The following is a 21,360-nucleotide window of genomic DNA, read 5'->3' as shown; positions in this document are numbered from 1 at the left end:
TTAAAAACTTTATCGTTCTTTTCAATAACCAACCTAACCAACTAGTTATGAGCGCGAAAAGAAACCTATTCATCCTCTCAGTAATCATTCTAATTTCTGCATGCCGCAAGGATGAAAAGATTGTTGAAGACGATACATCAAAAGAAATAGTTGATCCGGCCATGTATGAGACTGAAATTAGTATGTCTCATACTTTTCTGATTAGAGACTTTGCACGTGGTGGTGGGGGCGAATACCAAGAACCACCTGTATATGAAGGCCCAACTTCAAAATTTAAATGGGATATTCGTTTTAAATTGGGACAAGCTCAAATAAATAATAACGAAGCTTTTTATCCAATTCTAAAAAGCTGGATTGTTAAAGGAAGTATTTCCGATAATTCAGTTCAACCAACCGAAATTAAGGAGGACTGGCAAAGAAAACAAGAATGGACAAGTACTAATAAATTCTATGTTTATATTGCTGACAAAAAACAATCATACATCTACTCAAGTCTAAACGATAAAAACCCAACGTTAATCATGGATTTTAATTTAGTAACAACCGAAAATTGGATTTTCGACCTAGAGAACCAAACAGGAATTAATGTACGTGAAAAATTAGAAATAATCTCGAATGGAAAAACTTACCCAGCTCTTGTTGTTAAATATTTCAGCGCTAAAGATGAGCAACTTATAGCTGGGGGACAAGTTACACTCCTAACCCCTTTAAATCCAAATCCATTAATATTTGGTGAACATTATAAAAACATATCAAGACCAACATGGGATATTTTTAAAACTGGACAAACTGTAGAGCCAAGTGAAAATTGGTTACCTCGCAGATATTGGCAAGATAATCCAGAAGTAAATGGAACTACAAATATTTCATGGGAAGTAAAGAAGCTGGCGTATTATTTTAAACCATATCCTGAGAACAATTATATTCATTATAAGGAATAGTATTCTTATTAAAAAACTTCTAAACTTTCTCAAACGAAATAACCGACGAAACAACTGTCTTCGCTAAATATTCTTGTTCAAATTGGCCTTTGGTAGGATAAAGTTCTGCTTTTTGTTGTAAACCTTCCATTTCCATAATGGTTGTGTAGCCAGCACGAGAAATTACGAGATCACTTGCTGCAATTAATTCTTCCAATTCGGAAGTTGAAGGATTTAAAACCGAATCATAACCAGCAACTTCAACACCAACAAAGCAAGTTGATTTATTCGATTTTTCCAATTCTTGCAAAGCATAATTCTTGAAATTCGTTCGTTCAGGTTCTGGACCGGAAAGAATAATTAATTGATCGTATTTTTTCTCCCTTTTCAAGTTTTTGAAACGATTTAAAGGACCTATAAAAGCCATTGGGATATTTAACTTACCTCTTGATAAACGACCCGACAATTTTCTATCACTTGTGTCTGGAATCCAGCAAACATTAAATTTATTGATATAATTCCGTATACTTTTAGAAACCCTATTCGCAAAAAAAGGCAATTGCAAATTCAATTGATGCGTTATTAAAATGCTATTCACATCTTCGTGATAAAAACCATAACGGTTATCGGAGATAGTATAATCAACAGGATGCAAAGCAATAAAATCTTCCAACCATTGATGCTCCATCTTAATAGCGCCTCTAAACTTAAAAGATTGTTTAATAATTTGCCAATACGTAGATTTATTTGAATCTAGATCAAGGTTGTAGCCGTCGAGATTATAAGTTTCTAAAAAAGGAAAATCTTTCCTTAGAAACTCTATTTGTGCGGTATTACCAGCAAATATTAAGTGATTATCCTGCTCTCTTAAAATTTTTATAACGGAAACAAGCCTTGTAACATGGCCAAAACCCCAATCTAATGCAGAAAGTAAAACAGTTGCATTTCTAATTTCATTTGGATGTTTGGGTAAATTATTCATACTATCAAAAAAAAGCCTATTCGATACAAAGATCGAATAGGCTAAAATAAGTCATTTTTTTTATATTTTACTTCTCTCTAACAAGCGAAGCTTTTAAATATTCCGAATTCATTCTAGCGATATTCTCTAAAGAAATACCTTTTGGACATTCAACCTCACAAGCACCTGTATTTGTACAGTTACCAAAACCTTCTTTATCCATTTGTTCAACCATGTTTAGAACACGGTCTTTCGCTTCAATTTTACCTTGAGGCAATAACGCAAATTGAGATACTTTAGCAGAAACATACAACATTGCTGAAGCATTTTTACAAGTCGCAACACATGCACCACAACCAATACAAGTTGCCGCATCAAATGCTTTATCAGCATCTAATTTAGGAATAGGCAATGAATTTGCATCCTGCGTATTTCCTGAAGTATTTACAGAGATAAAACCACCAGCATGTTGTATACGATCAAAAGAAGATCTGTCTACAATTAAATCTTTCACGACTGGGAATGCTTTTGCTCTAAATGGCTCGATATAAATCGTATCATTATTATAGAACATTCTCATGTGTAATTGACAAGTTGTAACACCTCTATCCGGTCCGTGTGCTTCACCATTAATGTATAAAGAACACATACCGCATATACCTTCACGACAATCGTGATCGAAAGCGACAGGTTCTTGTCCAGTATTGATCAATTGTTCGTTCAATACATCCAACATTTCTAAGAAAGACATGTGCTCAGAAATTTCTGTCACCTTATAAGTCTCCATTTTACCTTTAGCCTTAGCATCTTTTTGACGCCAAATTTTTAAGGTTAAGTTCATTCCTAATTCTGACATAGCTTTCTATTTATAAGATCTTTGTTTCAATTCAATATCATTAAACTCTAATTCCTCTTTGTGTAGTACAGAAGTTTTTGGATCACCTGTCCACTCCCAAGCTGCAACGTATTTAAAGTTTTCATCATCACGTTTCGCTTCACCTGACTGCTCACCACCAACTTCAACTGACTCTTCTCTAAAGTGTCCGCCACATGATTCGTTTCGGTGTAAAGCATCTTTAGCAAATAACTCACCTAATTCAAGGAAGTCAGCTACACGAATTGCTTTTTCTAATTCAGTATTCAATTCATTCATATCACCAGGAATACGAACGTCTTTCCAAAACTCTTCTCTAATTTTACGGATTTGCTCTTGCGCTTCTTCAAGTCCCTTTGCATTACGTGCCATCCCCACATTGTTCCACATTACTTTCCCTAATTCTTTATGGAAATGATCCACAGATTTAGTTCCTTTAATATTCATCAATCGCTCAATTGTTCCGCTTACATTCTTTTCAGCTTCATCAAATTCTTTCGAATCAGTTGCAATAGGACCAGTACGAATTTCATCCGCTAAATAATCACCCATTGTATAAGGCAATACGAAGTATCCATCTGCTAAACCTTGCATTAAAGCGGAAGCTCCTAATCTATTCGCTCCGTGATCAGAGAAGTTTGCTTCACCAGCTGCATAGCAACCAGGAATAGTTGTCATCAAGTTGTAATCAACCCAAATACCACCCATTGTATAATGTACCGCTGGGTAAATCATCATTGGTGTTTTATAAGGATTTTGATCTACAATCTTTTCATACATTTGGAACAGGTTACCGTATTTTGATTTGATAACAGCAGCTCCTAATTCTATAATCCTTTCATGCGATGCATTTTTTTCACCATGAACCGTTGCAGCTTCTTTACCATAACGTTCAATCGCTGATTTAAAATCTAAATAAACAGCTTCACCTGTTTTATTTACACCATAACCAGCATCACATCTTTCTTTAGCCGCTCTTGAAGCAACATCACGCGGTACTAAGTTACCGAATGCAGGATATCTTCTTTCTAAATAATAATCTCTTTCATCTTCAGACAATTCGGTTGGACTTTTCTTTCCAGCTCGAATTGCTTCAACATCTGCTATATTTTTAGGAACCCAAATTCTACCATCATTTCTCAATGATTCGGACATAAGGGTTAATTTTGATTGATAATCACCTGAACGCGGAATACAAGTCGGGTGAATTTGCGTATAACAAGGATTTGCGAAGTATGCACCTTTTTTGTGAATCTTCCATGCAGCAGTTGCATTAGAACCCATTGCGTTAGTTGACAAGAAGAATACGTTACCATATCCACCTGTTGCAACGACAACGGCATGTGCTCCATGTCTTTCTAACTTACCTGTTACAAGATCTCTTGCGATAATACCTCTTGCTTTTCCATCAACAACTACTACATCTAGCATTTCATGACGGTTAAACATTTCAATTTTACCTTTACCTATCTGTCTGTTCATGGCAGAATAAGCACCTAATAATAATTGTTGTCCTGTTTGACCTTTAGCATAAAAAGTTCTTGAAACCAATACACCACCGAATGATCTATTATCCAATAAACCGCCATACTCACGTGCAAAAGGAACCCCTTGCGCAACACATTGGTCAATTATATTCGCAGATACTTCTGCTAAACGATATACATTCGACTCTCTTGATCTATAATCTCCACCTTTTACAGTATCATAGAATAAACGATAAGTTGAATCACCGTCATTTTGATAATTCTTTGCAGCATTAATACCACCTTGCGCCGCAATTGAATGCGCTCTACGAGGAGAATCTTGAAAACAAAATGCTTTTACTTTATAGCCCATCTCTGCTAATGAAGCTGCCGCAGCACCTCCTGCTAAACCTGTTCCAACAACAATCACGTCAATTGATCGTTTATTTGCCGGGTTCACAACATTGATGTGGTTCTTATGATTAGTCCATTGATCTTTAATGGGGCCTTTTGGTGTTTTTGAATCTAAAACTGACATCTTAAAATATTATTATTGTGAAACGTAATGATATACTGCAATGAATATAAACCCAAGTGGAATACAGATTGCATAAATATTTCCTAATTTTTTAATCACCGGCGTATATCTCGTATGGTTAAATCCAACTGATTGAAATGCCGATTGAAATCCGTGTAACAAATGTAATGCTAAGAATACAAATGATAAACAGTAAATACCAACTCTAATTGGATCTACAAATTTATGATGTAACTCCTCCCAATATCTAAATTCACCATGTCCATTCAATCCCGACATATCGCCTAAAATGAATTTGGTATTAATTTCTGGAAACCAAAAATCGTAAAAGTGAAGACCTAAGAACAACATGATTGTAATTCCAGTAATGATCATATTTCTTGACCACCAGCTAGAATTCTCACCTGGCTTATTCATGGCATACTTCACATTTCTAGCTTTTCTATTAGCCACATCTAAATAAATACCCATTCCTAAGTGGAATAAAACTCCAATAAGTAAAATAGGTTGAATACCGTATTGAATGATTGGATTGGTTCCCATAAAGTGAGACACCTTATTAAAACCCTCGACACTGATTACCGACGAGAAGTTGATGACAAAATGTTGCAATAAGAATAATAGGAGAAAAAAACCCGACAGTGCCATTAGCACTTTCCTTGCGATTGATGTTTTCATATAATGTGAATCTAATACTAATTTGTCTTACAAAATTAGGCGTGTTTTTAAAATATCCCAATGAATTGGTTTTTATATGTCAATTAGACCATCTGTTTAGAATGGTTCTAAATTAATGATAACGAGTATCTTATTGTCAAACAATAAGTTAAATACAAAGTCGAAAAATTAAGGTGTAGATTTATAAGATTTTCTTTGCTGCTATACCTTAAAAGTGGTATTTTTGCACAATGAATTGAGCTTATTTATAACAATTCTAAACAATTAAGTCATGATAGCAGTAACAGATTTAGCAAAAGAGACCGCATTAAGAATGATGCGCGAAGACAATATAGACGGTCAATTTATTCGTGTAGGTGTTGAAGGTGGTGGATGTTCAGGTTTAATGTATCAATTAAAATTTGACACATCACTTAATGAAGACGACAAGGAATTTGAAGACAACGGCATTAAAATAGTAATGAATAAAAAGAGCGTACTTTATCTTGCAGGCACAACTTTAGATTATAGTGGAGGCCTAAACGGAAAAGGTTTTGTCTTTACAAATCCTAATGCAACCCGAACATGCGGTTGTGGTGAAAGTTTTTCATTATAACAACGTCTCATAAAACTCAATTAAAAGTAAAAATTAAACAGTACAAATAGTTTAATCAATTGTACAGTATTTAAGGAATAAAATGGCTGGATATACAGAAGAAGAATTAGCAGAAGAATTAAAAAACCAGGAATACAAGTTTGGTTTCGTTTCAGAAATTGAATCTGACAAGATACCTGTTGGTTTAAGTGAAGAAGTTGTTCGTATCATTTCTGCTAAAAAGAATGAACCAGAATGGTTATTAGATTACCGTTTAAAGGCATTCAAAATTTGGGAAGAAATGACAGAGCCCGAATGGGCACATGTTCATTATGAAAAACCAAAATTTCAAGACATCTCTTATTTTTCGGCTCCAAAAAAGCAGTACGAATCGTGGGATGATGTTGATCCGGAAATGAAAGCAACCATGGACAAGTTGGGCATCTCTATGGATGAACAAAAGAAATTAACTGGTGTTGCGGTTGATTTTGTAATGGACTCCGTATCTGTTGCTACTTCGTTCAAAGAAAAATTAGGTGAGCTAGGAATTATTTTCTGTTCGTTTAGCGAAGCAGTTCATGATCACCCTGAATTGGTTCAAAAGTATTTAGGAACAGTTGTTCCATCGAGTGATAATTTTTATGCTGCTCTAAATTCAGCTGTATTCTCTGACGGTTCATTCTGTTATATCCCGAAAGGGGTAAGATGTCCGATGGAATTATCAACTTACTTTAGAATAAACGAAGCAGGAACTGGTCAATTTGAAAGAACATTATTGGTTGCCGATAAAGGTAGTTATGTATCGTATCTTGAAGGTTGTACCGCTCCACAGCGAGACGAGAATCAATTGCACGCAGCAGTTGTTGAATTAATTGCTTTGGATGATGCAGAAATAAAATATTCAACTGTCCAAAACTGGTTCCCTGGTGACAAAGACGGAAAAGGTGGAATTTACAACTTTGTAACAAAAAGAGGTATTTGTCAAACCAATTCTAAAATTTCTTGGACACAGGTTGAAACAGGTTCTGCAGTGACATGGAAATACCCTTCATGTATATTAAAAGGAGACAATTCAATTGGTGAATTTTATTCTGTTGCAGTAACCAATAATCACCAACAAGCAGATACAGGAACGAAGATGATTCACCTTGGAAAAAACACGAAAAGTACTGTGATTTCTAAAGGTATTTCAGCTGGCGTATCTCAAAACTCATATAGAGGTTTAATACACATTGGTAAAAACGCAACCAATGCAAGAAACTTCACGCAATGTGATAGTTTATTGATGTCGGATAGATGTGGAGCACATACGTTCCCATATATCGAATGCAACAATAATTCAGCGAAGTTAGAGCACGAAGCAACAACTTCTAAAATTGGTGAAGATCAAATTTTCTACTGTCAACAAAGAGGTTTAACAGAAGAAAAAGCGATTGGACTAATTGTTAACGGATACGTAAAAGAAGTACTTAATAAATTACCGATGGAATTTGCTGTTGAAGCACAAAAACTATTGGCTATTTCACTTGAAAACAGTGTTGGTTAATCCAACTTAAAGTGAACCAAAAATTTAATTTAATAATTGCATTTAGCGCAGAAATAAGATAAAATGAGTAAAGTATTATTAGATATTAAAAATCTTCATGCGGAGATTGAAGACGAAGGAAAACAAATCTTAAAAGGATTAAACTTAACAGTAAGAGCCGGAGAAATCCATGCGATTATGGGACCAAATGGTGCTGGTAAATCAACTTTAGCATCAGTTGTTGCTGGTAAAGATGGTTATGAAGTAACTGAAGGTTCAATTGAGATGGACGGTAAAGATCTTTTGGAATTAGATCCAGACGAACGTGCAAAAGAAGGTTTATTCCTTGCTTTTCAATACCCAGTTGAAATTCCAGGAGTTTCAAATATCAATTTCTTGCGCACAGCAATTAATGAAATTAAAGAATACCGCAAAGAAGATCCAGTTTCTGCAAAAGACTTTATGTCTATGGTAAGAGAAAAATCTAAATTGGTTGAATTGGATGCTAAATTGGCTTCTCGTTCAGTAAATGAAGGTTTCTCTGGTGGAGAGAAGAAACGAAATGAAATCTTCCAGATGGCTATGTTAGAACCTAAAGTTTCGTTTTTAGATGAAACTGATTCTGGTTTAGATATTGATGCATTAAGAATTGTTGCTGCAGGTGTAAATAAATTGAAGAACGAAAATAATGCTGTTGTTTTAATTACACATTACCAACGTTTATTAGATTATATCATTCCTGATTTTGTTCACGTTTTAGCTGATGGAAAAATCGTTAAAACAGGTGACAAAAATCTAGCTTTAGAGTTAGAAGAAAAAGGATATGATTGGTTAACTGAAGAAAAAGCACTATAATGATGACAACCGTTTTATCTGAAAAAATGCAAAGTTTTCTGGACGGTTTTCCAACCCCTGAAAATAGCCTGCAATTAGCCGCTTACAACCGGTTAATTGAACTTGACTTCCCTACAACTAGAGACGAATATTGGAAATATACAAGAGTCGGTAAAATATCGAATTCAAAATATACTTTACCTGAAAAAAGCATTCGTGATTTATCTATTGAGCAATATATCGTTTCTGATCAATTTATTGTGATTGAAAATGGTTTGGTTCGTTTAGACTTAAGTCAATTTAATTCTTCGGAATTTAATATTGACTTTAAAGATGCTGAAGGCTTATCTGAACTTGCTGATTTTAATGCTAACCTGAATAACGAAGATGTATTTACGCAATTAAATACAGCATTTTTTGACGAAGGAATTGAAATCACAATTGACAATAAGGCTGTAATTGAAAAGAAATTACAATTGATCTATGTGAGTAATGGCGATGCTGTACTTGCAAATAATAGATTATTTATTCATGCTGGTAAATCTTCAAAATCTTCTATTGTTATTACACAAATAGGAGAATCAGGAGAGAACTGTTTCAACAACCTTGTTACTGAGGTTATTGTTGAAGATAATGCTCATTTTACGATACATAAAATTCAGTCAGACAACGATAGTAATACACAAGTTGCCACTGAACAAATAGCGCAAGGTGACAATTCAACTTTTAAAATTAATACGGTTACTTTAAATGGTTTATTGGTTAGAAACAATATCAACATCGCGGTAAATGGTCAAAACTGTTCTACTTATATGAACGGTGCAGTGATTGGTAAAAACAATCAACATGTTGACAACCATACTTTCGTTGATCACCGCGTACCGAATTGTTATAGCAATGAGAACTATAAATATGTTTTAGATGGTAAATCTACAGGCGTATTTAATGGTCGTGTTGTTGTGCAAAAAGACGCTCAAGTTATCAATGCTTACCAAAATAATGGCAATATTTTATTGTCTGATCACGCATCTATTAATTCTAAACCAGAGTTAGAGATCTATGCTGATGATGTTAAATGTTCGCATGGTTCAACTACTGGTCAATTAGACGAAGATGCTTTGTTCTATTTACAAGCAAGAGGTATTTCGAAGAAAAACGCAAAACGTATTCTAGTGAGCGCTTTTATTGGAGAAGTAATTGAGTCTTATGAAGATGAAACAATCACTGAATTGATTCAACAATTATTAGAAAAAGAACACGGCTGGACATTCTAGTCTGACAAGATAAATTTTACGACCCGTAATTGCTTTGAATAAGTAGTTACGGGTTTTTTATTGAGAATAATTTAGTAAATCCGTGTTAAATCTCCGTATTCTATAAACTTACCTGAGGTTGTTTTGTTCGCTAATACATTCACTTCAACTTTCCGTTTGCCACCGGTATACTGTTTGGCAATTTCATTGATTTGCTTGGCTTTTAAACGAGGCGAATAGGTATTTGCGATCAAGAAGCCATCATTACTTAACAACCCCATCGTCGTCTCTAATAATTCCGCAAATTTATCTTCAATTTTCCAACGTTCCTTTTTTGCTCCTAAACCAAATGCTGGAGGATCCATGATGATACCATCATATTTATTTCCTCTTTTTAGTTCACGTTGCGCAAATTTTAAAGCATCGTCATGTACCCAGTGAATGTCATTTAAATTAGACGATTCCATATTCTCTTTAGCCCATGCATTGATTTGTTTTACAGAATCACAATGAAAGACATCTGCCCCAACAGCTCTTGCAGCAATTGAAGCGCCACCAGTATAACCAAACAGATTCAAAAAGCGTCCCTCAGGTTTTAAATTATCTTGAATAAACTCCCAATTCACAGCTTGCTCTGGAAATAAACCAACATGTTTAAACTGCGTTAATTTTATATTGAAGACCAAAGATTTAAACGACAATTGCCATTCTTGTGGAACATCGTTTTTTAAAACCTTCCACTCGCCTTTGTTCCGTGTAATTTCTTTGAATTCGAAATGTGCTTTCTCCTTCCACTCACCCATTGATAACTGCGGTGTGAAGTAGGCATTTCTATCTGGCCGGATGGTGATAATCTTCCCCCAACGTTCTAATTTCAGATCGTTACCCGCATCAATTAATTCGTAATCTTTCCAGTTGGAAGTGAATATTCTAGCCATATTGCAAGTATAGCTATTTGGCTGCTATTAATAAAAGAATAAGAACAGATTCAATTATAATAAGCCTAAAAATAAAGTCGATATTGTGCAATTGGCAGAAACCCTGTTTGGTAAATTGTATTCACACTTTGTCTCGCTACACTATATTCTTGGTAAAACACATTTTTATAATTGGTAATATTTTGCATATCCACCGCCCATTCTTGTGTGATTTTCTTGCCAATGGTTTTAAAGGCTATTCTAAAATCTCCACGAATGTAATTGGGATAAGTTGCACTATAAGCATTTTCAAAATCACGTATTTCTGTTTTTGCTAAATTACTTTCTTCAAGCAGAATTGGCGTGAACTTTTTACCGCCATTTAGGGTGAATTTCGCATCTAAAGTCACCGAATTTTTACCGTCCTTAAAACGGAATTCGTAGCCTGCCAACGTATTAAAAGTAAAGTTTCCGTTGAATGCGGTATTATAGCTTTCACCATTACTTGCTGTATATTTAGAATCATAAATTGACGTTGTAATCAGAAAATAAAACCCTTTTTTCAAATATTTCTCTATCGTTAATTCGACCCCAAAATTCTCACCTGTTCCAGTTGACTGCAAACTGTCAGGAATGATGCTCGCAAAGTCCGCCCCAAAATTCAAGATAGAATAAGTACTCGAATTTTGTTCGACCGGCACATCGTACAAGTATTGATAATAAGCTTCAAACTTTGCATTAATTCCTAGGTTAAAACGATGCTGATATCCCAAAACCGCGTGATGTGATTTTGTGAAGTCTAAATTCTTATTCGGCATTGTCGTTACATCACCCTCTGCTTTTTGATAGAAATACAATTCGATTGGTTGCATTTGACTATGCAAACCATATCCTAAACTAAAACGATCTTTCTTGGTAATATCCCATGACATACCTGCACGTGGCTCCAGCATAAAATCTTCATTCAATGATAAAGATTGCGCATGTAAACCAAGGTTAATTCTAATCTTATCACTTGCCCTTAATTGATATTGAAAATACGGTTGCCAAAAGAAGGTATTCCCTTTAAAATCGCGCAGACTTATATAGCTATCCGTTCCGGAATTATAGACTGAATCATTTAAGTTTAAAAGATAAAGATCTGTATGGAATCCTATTTTAAAAAAATGTCTTGCATTTATTTTATGGTTATAGAATATATCGTTGGTCTGTTTAGAAATGGTTGAATTACTATTGTAGGTTGTGAAAGCATTTTGATACGCTTCATCTACTGTATCATTCATAATATTATTCAGACTTGATTGCAATCCAGTTGAAAACTTCAAAAAAGCCTTAGACCCTACCCTTCTTTTATGTGTCAACCCAACAATTCCGACATTTGATTTAAATCTAGTATTGCTAAAATCCAGCGCAAATAAATCAGAACTATCGGCATTTTCAGCTAAAATATTAATTTCACTTACGCCACCCATTCCAAAAACAGAGGTATAACCTTTTTTGGTAGGGAAATGTAATTTAAAACTAGCGTCTTGATAATTCGGTGTTGCAGACGAACCAAAATTAATCCCCATCAATTTAAACAATTCGAGCGTTGAATAACGGTAATTGACAACATAAGACGATCCTTTTTTCCTAGAAATAGGTCCTTCAGCCATTAATTCTGCGCCATTAAATCCAAACTGGAACATAAAATCATGTGCTTCATTGTTTCCTTTGCGCATATTCAAATCGAATACACCTGCGATTGCATTTCCATATTCTGCAGGAAAAGCCCCCGTCATAAAATCAGAATTCGACAACATATTATTGTTCAACATACTAATTGGTCCACCAGAGGTTCCAAATCGAGCAAAGTGATTTGGATTCGGAATATCAATTCCTTCCATTCTAAATAAGACACCTGCAGGAGAATTTCCTCTAATTACAATATCATTTCTTGAATCGTCAGCACCTTGAACACCTGCAAAATTTTGCGCCATTCGAGCCACATCATTCTTACTCCCAGCATACCGGTTTGATTCTTCAATAGAAAACGTTCTTGCGCTTACCGTCGCCATTTGATTAATGACCTCCCCTTTTTTTCGCGCTTCAACAGTTACTTCATTGATCATACTCACAGATTCCACCAACTCTATTGTTAGAATAATATCCTTAGAAGCGACATCAATATTACTTTTTACCTGACTTTCATAACCGATATAAGAAATTTCTATTGACTGTCTTCCCAAAGGAACATTTGTCAATCGAAAGGCACCATCTAGATCAGTCACTGCCGCATTAAAAGGTTCGACACCCAGCAGTACAACCCTAACACCAATTAAAGGTTGATAGGTTTCTTTATCTGTAATTTTCCCTCGAATCTCTTTATACACCTGCTGGTCTTGACCATATAAGAAAGTGGAAGAAAAAGTTAATAGTAAAATAAGCGCAGCTATTTTTCGAATCATAATCAATTGCATGCTACGAAGTTAAATTTCTAAATTAAAACAACCATGATAATATCCGGTAAAAAACAGACAAAAATCTACGTGACAAATTGTTAAAGGAATGACGAATAAAACAAATAGAAGTTAAGTTATTGCTATAATTTTATATTTTTGTTTTACCGAGCATGGCAGATACAGATAAAAAAATAGCAGTAATTGGAGGAGGTAGTTGGGCAACAGCATTAGTTAAAATTTTAACCAGTCAAAAACAGGTTGTAAATTGGTGGATGCACAACGAATCTTCAGCGGCACATATTATAAAATATAGGCACAATCCAAAATATTTGCAGGCAGTAGAATTCGATTTAGAACGAATTAATGTAAGTACAGATCTCAAAGAAATAATTGAGCCATCTGACATTATTATCATCGCTACTCCGTCTGCTTTCCTATACGAATTATTCGAAAAATTTCCAAAAGAATTGTTGGTTGACAAATATGTCTTTTCAGCGGTAAAAGGAATCATTCCAGAAATCAACGAGATTCCTGGACAATTTTATCATAATCACCTTGATGTGCCTTATGATAATATTGGAATCATTTGTGGACCATGTCACGCAGAAGAGGTTGCTTTAGAGCGACTATCTTATTTAACGATAGCTTCACAAGACGAAGATATGGCTGAATATGTAGCTGAGCGATTAGAGTCTCGCTATATTAAAACTACGGTATCTGACGATATCTTTGGAACTGAATATTCTGCTGTATTAAAGAATGTATACTCCATTGCAAGTGGAATTTGTGCAGGTCTAGGTTATGGTGATAATTTTCAATCCGTATTAATCTCCAATGCTATTCAAGAAATTGAGAACTTTGTAGATGAAGTTAATCCTATTCACCGCGATGTAAAATCGTCTGCATATCTTGGAGATTTATTGGTTACAGCCTATTCGAAATTCTCTAGAAATAGAACCTTTGGTTATATGATTGGCAAAGGATACTCTGTTAAGATTGCACAAATGGAAATGGACATGATTGCTGAGGGATATTATGCGACTAAATGTTTAGTAGAAATCAATAAAGAGTATGGTGTTGAAATGCCTATTCTAGAAGCTGTAAACAACATCCTTTACGAGCGTATTTCTCCTGTTATTGAGATAAGAATCCTAAGCGAGAAGTTGGCTTAATAAGCACACTCCTATCTATTAATTCGCAGCTTAATTCAAGTAATAATTGTATTCACGCAACATTCAATACAGAATGACTGCATATAAAGCGTGCTAATTGAAAAGTTGCACCAAAAAAAATGTCTCATCGCAAAGCGACAAGACATTCAATAAAACTTTATTTTAAAATAACTTAGTTTGCAGACGTTGCTGAAGCAGTTGTTGATTTTTTCAATAACATATTAGCTGAAGAAATAAATTTTTCTTCTTCCTTGCCTTTAACCGCGCCAGAAGGGTAACCTAAACTACCAATTCGTTCGATATTAAATACACCATTATCATTAACAGATGAATTAAACAACCAAACAGTTGGATAACCTCTTACACCTAAAGCTTGTTGTAAATTTCTATTCTGAATTTTTAGATCATCTGGTTGTGCAGTACGTTTTGGAAAGTCTAACTCTAATAAAATTACTTTATCATTCGCCCAAGTAACAAAATCTTCTTTTGCAAAAACTTCTTTTTGTAATTTAATACACCAGCCACACCAATCGCTACCCGTAAAGAAACCAAAAATAGGTTTACCTGTTTTCTGAGATAAATCATGTGCTTTTTTCAAATCTGTATGCCATTCTAAACCATTACTTATTTCCTCACCAGCAGTCACCTCTACAAATTCGTTGCTATATGTAAATGCTGAGATCAATAAGAAAACTACAGCTCCAATTCCAAATACTTTTTTCATTTTAATTTATTTTTTCAATATATCCTAATAATATAACTCTTCTAAAGTAACGAAAATTACAGCTAAATAGCTGTTATAGAATTGTTAAAATTAGAATCGAACATTTTTAGGTTTCCAAGAATGCCTCCTAATGATCTTCTGGAGCCATTAGGCCAGCGTATATACCAATTTTCAATGTATTTTCCTTAGGCGGAATGGTACAGCTATAACCTGTTGTGTACGCACAATAAGGGTTATACGCCAAATTGAAGTTCAATACTACAGTGTCACCATCTGAGATCTTCAAATCCAAATATTTACCCCCGCCATACGAAGTTTTACCGGATGTTAAGTCTCTAAAAGGAAGAAATAGATAGTCTTTATATTCTTCTAATTTTCTCAGGCTTAGACTTTGATAAACGATCAATTCACAAACTGTATCATGAATCTCAAAAACCGCTTTAGCGTAAGGAGTATATAATTTCTCCTTCCCTGCAGAAGTCGCCATTACAACAGTGTCTTCTTTTTCGAACAACTCCAATTTTGCTTCGACGACATAATCAAGATCAATCGGATAAAACTTATGCCCTGTAAAATGTTTCCGTTCCTTTTTTGATAAAGGAGGAGTCTTTTTGTCTTTATAAAAAGCATCTTCCTGCTTTTGAAATTCGACAATGGATTGGTATAAAACAGAATCTGCTTGCGCTACAACATTGTAGGCAAGCAGATTCATTAATAAAACTATAATTATTTTCACTATTTCAATACGAAATTATCAGTACCAATTTTTACACCGTCACAGTATATTTCTGTTATATAATTCCCTGATTCTAACTCAACCGTTAGTTCATGGAAAATACATAAATCAACCGCCATGTTTTGATAGTTTACAACCTTCTTATCAGAATACAATAAGGATTGACCACCTTCGGTTTTAAGTGTATTAGAATTACTAGAACTCAACACTGATCCACCAGGTGTGATAATACGCATGTAAACAGTTTTGTTACCTGCTTCAGCAATTGCATTTTCTCCTAAAGTGAAACAAGAACGAACATGTGTACATCTACTTGCACGGTTATTCTCTTTATATGATCCAGTTCCTTTTTCACGAATTCCTTCAGATAAGAAATCAAAAGCAGTCAGTTTAGAACCTGCGCTTACTTTGTTCGCCAATTCATCTCTATTAGACTGAATCTCATTTCTTTGTGCCGTCATATTATCTAAATTCATTAAAGTCGAATTTAAACTTTCAGTTAACACACCATTCGCTGTATTTAACGAATCAATTGTACGAATGTAATCTTTCATAATTGAACGTAAAGTTTCTGTTTCCTTACGTAATTTATATACTTGAGATGCTGAAATTTTACCAGATTTTTTTGATGCTTCTAATTCATCAATCAATCCTTGTATTTTCGCTTTTTGAGCAGTAATACTATCATTCATATCAGCATTATCACCTTCCATTTGACCATACATGGTTAACATGTTTTCCAAATTTTGCTGCACATTATCCCCCATTGCCAATCCTTCTGACTGCATCATCTCATTCATTCCGAACAACTCTTGTTCTAATTCAGCTCTAGCGTTAGAACACTCATTCACTTTCTTGTTACTACTTGAAAGCATATAACCTAGTATACCTGCTCCAATCAACAAGAGAACAATGATGAAAATATACATTCCATCTTTCTTTTTTGTTTCGCCACTTTGAACTGGTGGTAACGAACTACCTCCAGAGTTTGCAGCACTAATGAAGGTTTTTCCTCCTTCTTCTTCTTCGCTCATAATTTATAGTTTAATTGTTGATCATTTTATCTCGTAAATTCTTCATAAAAGATGATGCATAGACAAAGTCTACCACCTCTTTATTCTCTGTTCTTAAAATCTCATTATTATCACCTTCCCACCAATTTCGACCTTGATTGATAAAAATTATATGATCCCCGATCTCCATTACAGAATTCATATCATGAGTTATGACAATCGTAGTCATATTATATTCATACGTGATTTCCTTGATTAAATTGTCTATTAAGATAGAAGTTTTTGGATCAAGTCCTGAATTGGGTTCGTCACAAAATAAATATTTCGGATTCATTGCAATTGCCCGTGCTATAGCAATACGTTTTTGCATTCCACCACTTGTCTCTGCTGGCAACAATTCGTTTTTATCAATAATATTTACCCTTTTCAGACAAAAATTTGCTCTATCACGAATTTCTTCTTTAGACATTTTGGTAAACAATTTCAGCGGAAAACTAACATTCTCTTCAACGGTCATTGAATCGAACAGGGCACTACCTTGAAAAAGCATCCCTATTTCTTTTCTAACTTCAATTCTATCTTTTCTACCCATGGCAGAAAAGTCACGGCCATCATAAATTACAGAACCTTCGTCAGGTTCATGTAAACCTACTATACACTTCGTTAAAACTGATTTACCTTGTCCTGAAGCACCAATTATTAAATTCACCCTACCTGCTTCAAACTTACTTGAAACGTCAAATAATATTTGCGTATCACCAAAGGACTTAGATAGATTTTTTACCTCAATCATCTTAACCTAAAATTAATTGAGTTAATACATAATTGGCTAATAATATGGCAACAGAAGAAGCTACAACAGCTTTAGTACTAGAGCGACCTACTTCTAAAGCACCACCTTTAGTATAATATCCATAATAGCTAGCAATAGAAGTAATCAAGAAGGCGAAAATGATTGTTTTTAATAAAGCATAATACAAATAGTACTGATCTGTTGCCCAAAACGCACGCAATCCTAAAACATAAACCTGAGTAGAATACAATCCACTTTGTACACCTGCTACCCAACCTCCGACGATACTCAATACCATTGAGATTACAATCACGAAAGGAAAGAAGATTGAAGTGGCTAATATTTTTGGCAGCATTAAATAGCCAATCGAGTTGACCCCCATAATTTCGAGGGCATCTATTTGTTCGGTCACACGCATGGTGCCAATTTCTGAGGCGATATTAGAGCCGACCTTACCGGCAATAATTAATGATATAATAGTAGGAGAAAATTCTAAAATCGTTGATTGTCTTGTTATATACCCAATTGTATAATCAGGTAATAATGGCGAACTCATATTCGCTGCTGTTTGTAATGAAATAACTGCACCCATAAAAAAGGATAAGAATGCAACCAAAGGAATCGATTTGATGACAATTTCATTCACCTCGCTAAAGAACCTCTTACTGAAGTCTTTCCATTTTTCAGGGCGCGCAAATACCGATTTGAGCATCACAAAGTATCGTCCTATATGTTCAAATAGATTCATTCAGCCGCTAAAATAATCAATATTGCTACACATCCCAAAGGTTTAATAAGATTTACTAACAAGAATTTAAATCTTATTTTTTTATACTTTCGCAAAGAAGAGATAAAAACAACAAATTATTCCATTTATAGCGACTTACAATGAATATACGAATACGAAAAATGAGAACGGAGTTAGCCGAAAATGTGCATTACTTTTTAGGCGATACAGAAGAAATTTTCATGAATGATTTAATTGGAAAAAAAATCAGCTTAAATTTTGAAGCCGTTACGCAATGTGCCAATTGTAACGAAATGAAAAAACTTTTCGCTCAAGGATTCTGTTATTCGTGTTTTACAAGTGCTCCATCGGCAAGTCCTTGCATCATCAATCCCGAATTATGTGTCGGGCATTTAGGTGAAGGACGCGATGTTGAATGGGAACAAAAAAATCACGTACAACCTCATATTGTTTATTTGGCTGTAGCTTCAGGCTTAAAGATTGGTGTTACAAGACAAACACAAGTACCTACTCGTTGGATTGATCAAGGCGCATCTTTTGCGATTCGAGTAGCCGAAACGCCTTACCGACAATTGGCTGGTGAAATTGAGGTCGCATTAAAACAAGAATTCTCAGACAAAACGAATTGGAGAAGGATGTTAAAAAATGAAGTTGCTGACTATGATCTTGAAGAAGAAAAATGGGCCATTGAAGAAATGTTACCAGCCGATTTGGCTCAATATATGTCGGAAGATGACGAAATCATTCAGATTAATTATCCTGTCAATCAATATCCGGTTAAGGTAAAAAGTATTGGCTTTGATAAACAACACCATATTGAAGGAATTTTAAACGGAATTAAGGGTCAATATTTATTATTAGACAACGATCGTGTTTTGAATATGCGGAAACATGAAGGATATCATATTGAACTCAACTATTAAAAACTGAACCATGTCAAAAATCTACTTTTTAATTTGTTTATTTTCAATTTCAACGATAACAATTAGTCAAACAGGGTGGACATGGACACCTTTGGCAGATTTACCAATAAAAATAAGTAATAACGCTGTAGAATCTGCTTTGATTGATGGTGAACCATTTGTATATTCTTTCGGAGGAATCGATTCAACTAAATTAGGATCAGGCATCACTAATCGTTCTTATAAATATAATGTTTCTACAAATAATTGGACAGCAATAGACCCGATTCCGTTCAGCGCAAATAATATTGCATCCGCGGCAAGTACAGTTAAAAATAAAATTTACATCATTGGCGGATATACTGTTTTGGAAGATGGTACCGAAGTCTCATCCAACGAAGTTATTCGATACGATCCATCGACAGATACTTACTTAGAAAATGGCGCAAATATTCCTGTACCGATTGACGACCAAGTTCAATGCGTTTGGAAAGACAGTTTAATCTATGTGATTACCGGCTGGAGTAATACCGGTAACGTGCCAAATGTTCAAATTTACAATCCTTCCTTTGACAATTGGAGTATGGGAACGACGACACCTGACACTTATGTTTATAAAGTATTCGGAGGCTCTGGAACAATCATTGGAGATACCATATTTTATTATGGAGGAGCAAGTAATGGCATTTCATTTCCCGCTCAAAAGAAATTACGCAAAGGAATTATTAACCCAAGCGACCCAACTGACATCACCTGGTCGGAATTGGAAGATGGACCAGTAAGAAAATATCGGTCGGCTTGTTTAACAGCAGATGATATGATTTATTGGCTTGGAGGATCTTCTATTTCATATAATTACAATGGCATTGCTTATGACGGAGGCGAAGGAGTTGACCCCTTAACAAGTATAAACCGTTACAATACAAGGGTTGGTGATTGGTATCTCGCCGAAAGTTCACCCTACGGCGTAATGGATTTTAGGGGAGTTGCTCAAATAGGACCGCGAAGTTGGATTATAGCTGGTGGAATGCATGTAGATCAAGAAGTTTCTGCTAAATCCTATCTTTTATCCATTGAATCTGTGGTTGGATTAATTAATCATCCGGTTCAAAACGAATCATTAAAAATCAGCAACAATCAAATAATGAATGACGGACATTTAATGTCGGTGGAGATATTTGGTTTGGATGGTCGGCGCATTGCGGAGTTGGATGAAGAAGAAAGAAATTTGCCCGATACGGGAAATCAAATGGTAATTATTAAGGCAAAGTTTAAAACGCGCACTATTTTACACCACAAATCTCCATTAAATCTGGAATAGTTGTCCTTGCTGTAAATTTCATAGACTTTAATAGATAAAACCCACGCATATTTTTAAGTTATCTAATTCAAAATCGTTCCAATCCTTTTTCAACCAATAAACTATCTCCTAAGCACGAGACCTAGGCTATTTCAAATATGCGGTTAGTACCAGTTATTTATTCTTCTTATAAAACCGTTGTAGTTTCTTATTCATTCTTTTTACAACATTTTTGGGGCTTCGCTTAATTGGTAATGAGTCAAATGTTCTAACATAATACGGGAATGGTCGTCTTAATTGCATAAACTGGTCGTTTTTAATAACCAACGCGCCAAATCTCATATTTGGACCACCATAATAGCTTGTCTTTCTCTCAAGTCCATTATCTCCTGATGTATAATAATAACCATCAAAATATTTTGCTGTATCTTGTTCTATTCTCCCAAACTCTGCGATCAAAAAACTTCTATTACTGAGCAATATAGTTGTGTCAGGAAGTAACTTTTCGTTAAGAAACTCTACATTGTTAAAATCACCCTTTCTAATACTTGAAGAATAATCACTAAAGAAAAAGTAGGTTGGACAAAAGTCAAAATTATTCTGAAAAGCTTCGACTATTTTTTTATTTAAATCTGCTTGTTCACTTTCTATTTTGTGCCTGTTGCACAACTAATCTGTTGATAAATATAATTAATTAGATTTTAAGTAAAAGCCTGAATTTCGTATTTTTAGGTATGCAGGGTAAAAAAACATATCAAGAGAAGTTATTTACTCAGTTTTTGCTGAGTGAACGTGTACCTGAACATAACTTTTATAGACAATTGAAGTCGGTTTTAGACTTAAATTACTTGTATAAGTTAACCAAGCCTTTTTATGGTGAAAGTGGGCAAAAAAGTATTGATCCCGTTGTATTTTTTAAGTTGTGTTTGGTGGGGTATTTAGAGAATATTATCAGCGATAGGAAGCTTATTCAGCATTGTAGTATGCGGTT

General features: G+C 34.7%; 21 protein-coding genes. 9 read left to right on the top strand and 12 right to left on the bottom strand.

The window, feature by feature from the left end; genetic code table 11:
* The first annotated feature begins 47 nt into the window (after positions 1 to 47).
* A complete protein-coding gene (locus T367_RS0112205; protein ID WP_027420102.1) occupies positions 48 to 941 on the top strand; it encodes a hypothetical protein in 894 nt (297 codons plus the stop codon).
* Positions 942 to 960: 19 nt separating this feature from the next.
* On the opposite strand, the gene T367_RS0112200 is transcribed toward T367_RS0112205, so the two are convergent.
* From T367_RS0112200 to T367_RS0112185, 4 genes are all read right to left on the bottom strand, one after another.
* Positions 961 to 1,902: a glycosyltransferase gene (locus tag T367_RS0112200; RefSeq protein ID WP_027420101.1), complete on the bottom strand. Its 942-nt coding sequence runs from the start codon at positions 1,900 to 1,902 to the stop codon at positions 961 to 963.
* A 67-nt stretch (positions 1,903 to 1,969) separates the two neighbouring features.
* A complete protein-coding gene (locus T367_RS0112195) occupies positions 1,970 to 2,722 on the bottom strand; it encodes a succinate dehydrogenase/fumarate reductase iron-sulfur subunit (protein ID WP_027420100.1) in 753 nt (250 codons plus the stop codon).
* Positions 2,723 to 2,743: 21 nt separating this feature from the next.
* A complete protein-coding gene (locus T367_RS0112190; RefSeq protein WP_027420099.1) occupies positions 2,744 to 4,759 on the bottom strand; it encodes a fumarate reductase/succinate dehydrogenase flavoprotein subunit in 2,016 nt (671 codons plus the stop codon).
* A 12-nt stretch (positions 4,760 to 4,771) separates the two neighbouring features.
* Complete coding sequence (locus T367_RS0112185; protein WP_027420098.1) at positions 4,772 to 5,437, bottom strand: succinate dehydrogenase cytochrome b subunit; 666 nt, start codon at positions 5,435 to 5,437, stop codon at positions 4,772 to 4,774.
* Between the two features lie 271 nt (positions 5,438 to 5,708).
* Between T367_RS0112185 and T367_RS0112180 the strand changes: the two genes are divergently transcribed.
* From T367_RS0112180 to sufD, 4 genes are all read left to right on the top strand, one after another.
* On the top strand, positions 5,709 to 6,032 hold the full coding sequence (locus T367_RS0112180; RefSeq protein WP_027420097.1) for a HesB/IscA family protein: 324 nt from the start codon (positions 5,709 to 5,711) through the stop codon (positions 6,030 to 6,032).
* A gap of 82 nt (positions 6,033 to 6,114) precedes the next feature.
* Positions 6,115 to 7,557 carry a Fe-S cluster assembly protein SufB gene (gene sufB / locus T367_RS0112175; protein WP_027420096.1) on the top strand — a complete coding sequence of 481 codons (1,443 nt, stop codon included), beginning with the start codon at positions 6,115 to 6,117 and terminating at the stop codon, positions 7,555 to 7,557.
* A gap of 63 nt (positions 7,558 to 7,620) precedes the next feature.
* A complete protein-coding gene (gene sufC, locus T367_RS0112170; protein ID WP_027420095.1) occupies positions 7,621 to 8,391 on the top strand; it encodes a Fe-S cluster assembly ATPase SufC in 771 nt (256 codons plus the stop codon).
* Entirely contained in the window at positions 8,391 to 9,644 is a 1,254-nt protein-coding gene (sufD, locus tag T367_RS0112165; RefSeq protein ID WP_035843598.1) for a Fe-S cluster assembly protein SufD, read from the top strand. Before sufC ends, sufD begins: the two co-directional genes overlap by 1 nt.
* A gap of 71 nt (positions 9,645 to 9,715) precedes the next feature.
* Here the strand turns inward: sufD and T367_RS22250 are convergent, their stop codons facing one another.
* A complete protein-coding gene (locus T367_RS22250; protein WP_035843595.1) occupies positions 9,716 to 10,561 on the bottom strand; it encodes a class I SAM-dependent methyltransferase in 846 nt (281 codons plus the stop codon).
* A gap of 65 nt (positions 10,562 to 10,626) precedes the next feature.
* Positions 10,627 to 12,999 (bottom strand): TonB-dependent receptor, encoded by a 2,373-nt coding sequence (locus T367_RS0112155; RefSeq protein ID WP_051568523.1) that lies wholly within the window; start codon positions 12,997 to 12,999, stop codon positions 10,627 to 10,629.
* Between the two features lie 152 nt (positions 13,000 to 13,151).
* Here T367_RS0112155 and T367_RS0112150 point away from each other — a divergent pair, with 152 nt between their 5' ends.
* Entirely contained in the window at positions 13,152 to 14,153 is a 1,002-nt protein-coding gene (locus tag T367_RS0112150; protein WP_027420092.1) for an NAD(P)H-dependent glycerol-3-phosphate dehydrogenase, read from the top strand.
* 172 nt (positions 14,154 to 14,325) lie between these two features.
* On the opposite strand, the gene T367_RS0112145 is transcribed toward T367_RS0112150, so the two are convergent.
* The 5 genes from T367_RS0112145 to T367_RS0112125 all read right to left on the bottom strand — a co-directional run bounded on the left by T367_RS0112145 (position 14,326) and on the right by T367_RS0112125 (position 18,167).
* A complete protein-coding gene (locus T367_RS0112145) occupies positions 14,326 to 14,877 on the bottom strand; it encodes a thioredoxin family protein (protein ID WP_027420091.1) in 552 nt (183 codons plus the stop codon).
* A 127-nt stretch (positions 14,878 to 15,004) separates the two neighbouring features.
* The gene (locus tag T367_RS22245; RefSeq protein ID WP_035843588.1) at positions 15,005 to 15,613 is read right to left on the bottom strand and encodes a DUF1684 domain-containing protein; all 609 of its coding nucleotides are present in this window, start codon (positions 15,611 to 15,613) and stop codon (positions 15,005 to 15,007) included.
* Positions 15,613 to 16,647, bottom strand: coding sequence for a hypothetical protein (locus tag T367_RS0112135; protein WP_027420090.1), 1,035 nt, complete (start codon positions 16,645 to 16,647; stop codon positions 15,613 to 15,615). Before T367_RS0112135 ends, T367_RS22245 begins: the two co-directional genes overlap by 1 nt.
* Positions 16,648 to 16,657: 10 nt before the next feature.
* The gene (locus T367_RS0112130; protein WP_027420089.1) at positions 16,658 to 17,419 is read right to left on the bottom strand and encodes an ABC transporter ATP-binding protein; all 762 of its coding nucleotides are present in this window, start codon (positions 17,417 to 17,419) and stop codon (positions 16,658 to 16,660) included.
* A 1-nt stretch (position 17,420) separates the two neighbouring features.
* Complete coding sequence (locus T367_RS0112125; RefSeq protein WP_027420088.1) at positions 17,421 to 18,167, bottom strand: MlaE family ABC transporter permease; 747 nt, start codon at positions 18,165 to 18,167, stop codon at positions 17,421 to 17,423.
* Between the two features lie 161 nt (positions 18,168 to 18,328).
* Between T367_RS0112125 and T367_RS0112120 the strand changes: the two genes are divergently transcribed.
* Positions 18,329 to 19,090: a DUF2797 domain-containing protein gene (locus tag T367_RS0112120; RefSeq protein ID WP_245593051.1), complete on the top strand. Its 762-nt coding sequence runs from the start codon at positions 18,329 to 18,331 to the stop codon at positions 19,088 to 19,090.
* A 10-nt stretch (positions 19,091 to 19,100) separates the two neighbouring features.
* Positions 19,101 to 20,390 (top strand): Kelch repeat-containing protein, encoded by a 1,290-nt coding sequence (locus T367_RS0112115; RefSeq protein WP_027420086.1) that lies wholly within the window; start codon positions 19,101 to 19,103, stop codon positions 20,388 to 20,390.
* A gap of 153 nt (positions 20,391 to 20,543) precedes the next feature.
* On the opposite strand, the gene T367_RS0112110 is transcribed toward T367_RS0112115, so the two are convergent.
* Positions 20,544 to 21,038, bottom strand: coding sequence for a hypothetical protein (locus tag T367_RS0112110; protein ID WP_027420085.1), 495 nt, complete (start codon positions 21,036 to 21,038; stop codon positions 20,544 to 20,546).
* 65 nt (positions 21,039 to 21,103) lie between these two features.
* Here T367_RS0112110 and T367_RS22240 point away from each other — a divergent pair.
* On the top strand, positions 21,104 to 21,360 hold a 257-nt coding region (locus T367_RS22240; protein ID WP_027420017.1), incomplete at its 3' end, for a transposase.

It is taken from the genome of Crocinitomix catalasitica ATCC 23190 (assembly GCF_000621625.1).
Classification (GTDB): Bacteria; Bacteroidota; Bacteroidia; order Flavobacteriales_D; family Crocinitomicaceae; genus Crocinitomix; species Crocinitomix catalasitica.
This window is presented reverse-complemented; position numbering and strand designations above follow the sequence as displayed.

What these genes read in the sequence shown, in the direction of transcription:
- T367_RS0112120 (WP_245593051.1), top strand. Translation starts at nt 18,329, where the DNA reads ATGAGAACGGAGTTAGCCGAAAATGTGCATTACTTTTTAGGCGATACA.
- T367_RS0112115 (WP_027420086.1), top strand. Translation starts at nt 19,101, where the DNA reads ATGTCAAAAATCTACTTTTTAATTTGTTTATTTTCAATTTCAACGATA.
- T367_RS0112155 (WP_051568523.1), bottom strand. Translation starts at nt 12,999, where the DNA reads ATGCAATTGATTATGATTCGAAAAATAGCTGCGCTTATTTTACTATTA.
- T367_RS0112195 (WP_027420100.1), bottom strand. Translation starts at nt 2,722, where the DNA reads ATGAACTTAACCTTAAAAATTTGGCGTCAAAAAGATGCTAAGGCTAAA.
- T367_RS0112185 (WP_027420098.1), bottom strand. Translation starts at nt 5,437, where the DNA reads ATGAAAACATCAATCGCAAGGAAAGTGCTAATGGCACTGTCGGGTTTT.
- sufC (WP_027420095.1), top strand. Translation starts at nt 7,621, where the DNA reads ATGAGTAAAGTATTATTAGATATTAAAAATCTTCATGCGGAGATTGAA.
- T367_RS0112150 (WP_027420092.1), top strand. Translation starts at nt 13,152, where the DNA reads ATGGCAGATACAGATAAAAAAATAGCAGTAATTGGAGGAGGTAGTTGG.
- sufD (WP_035843598.1), top strand. Translation starts at nt 8,391, where the DNA reads ATGATGACAACCGTTTTATCTGAAAAAATGCAAAGTTTTCTGGACGGT.
- T367_RS0112205 (WP_027420102.1), top strand. Translation starts at nt 48, where the DNA reads ATGAGCGCGAAAAGAAACCTATTCATCCTCTCAGTAATCATTCTAATT.
- T367_RS22250 (WP_035843595.1), bottom strand. Translation starts at nt 10,561, where the DNA reads ATGGCTAGAATATTCACTTCCAACTGGAAAGATTACGAATTAATTGAT.
- T367_RS0112130 (WP_027420089.1), bottom strand. Translation starts at nt 17,419, where the DNA reads ATGATTGAGGTAAAAAATCTATCTAAGTCCTTTGGTGATACGCAAATA.
- T367_RS0112200 (WP_027420101.1), bottom strand. Translation starts at nt 1,902, where the DNA reads ATGAATAATTTACCCAAACATCCAAATGAAATTAGAAATGCAACTGTT.
- T367_RS0112125 (WP_027420088.1), bottom strand. Translation starts at nt 18,167, where the DNA reads ATGAATCTATTTGAACATATAGGACGATACTTTGTGATGCTCAAATCG.
- T367_RS0112190 (WP_027420099.1), bottom strand. Translation starts at nt 4,759, where the DNA reads ATGTCAGTTTTAGATTCAAAAACACCAAAAGGCCCCATTAAAGATCAA.
- T367_RS0112135 (WP_027420090.1), bottom strand. Translation starts at nt 16,647, where the DNA reads ATGAGCGAAGAAGAAGAAGGAGGAAAAACCTTCATTAGTGCTGCAAAC.
- T367_RS0112145 (WP_027420091.1), bottom strand. Translation starts at nt 14,877, where the DNA reads ATGAAAAAAGTATTTGGAATTGGAGCTGTAGTTTTCTTATTGATCTCA.
- sufB (WP_027420096.1), top strand. Translation starts at nt 6,115, where the DNA reads ATGGCTGGATATACAGAAGAAGAATTAGCAGAAGAATTAAAAAACCAG.
- T367_RS0112180 (WP_027420097.1), top strand. Translation starts at nt 5,709, where the DNA reads ATGATAGCAGTAACAGATTTAGCAAAAGAGACCGCATTAAGAATGATG.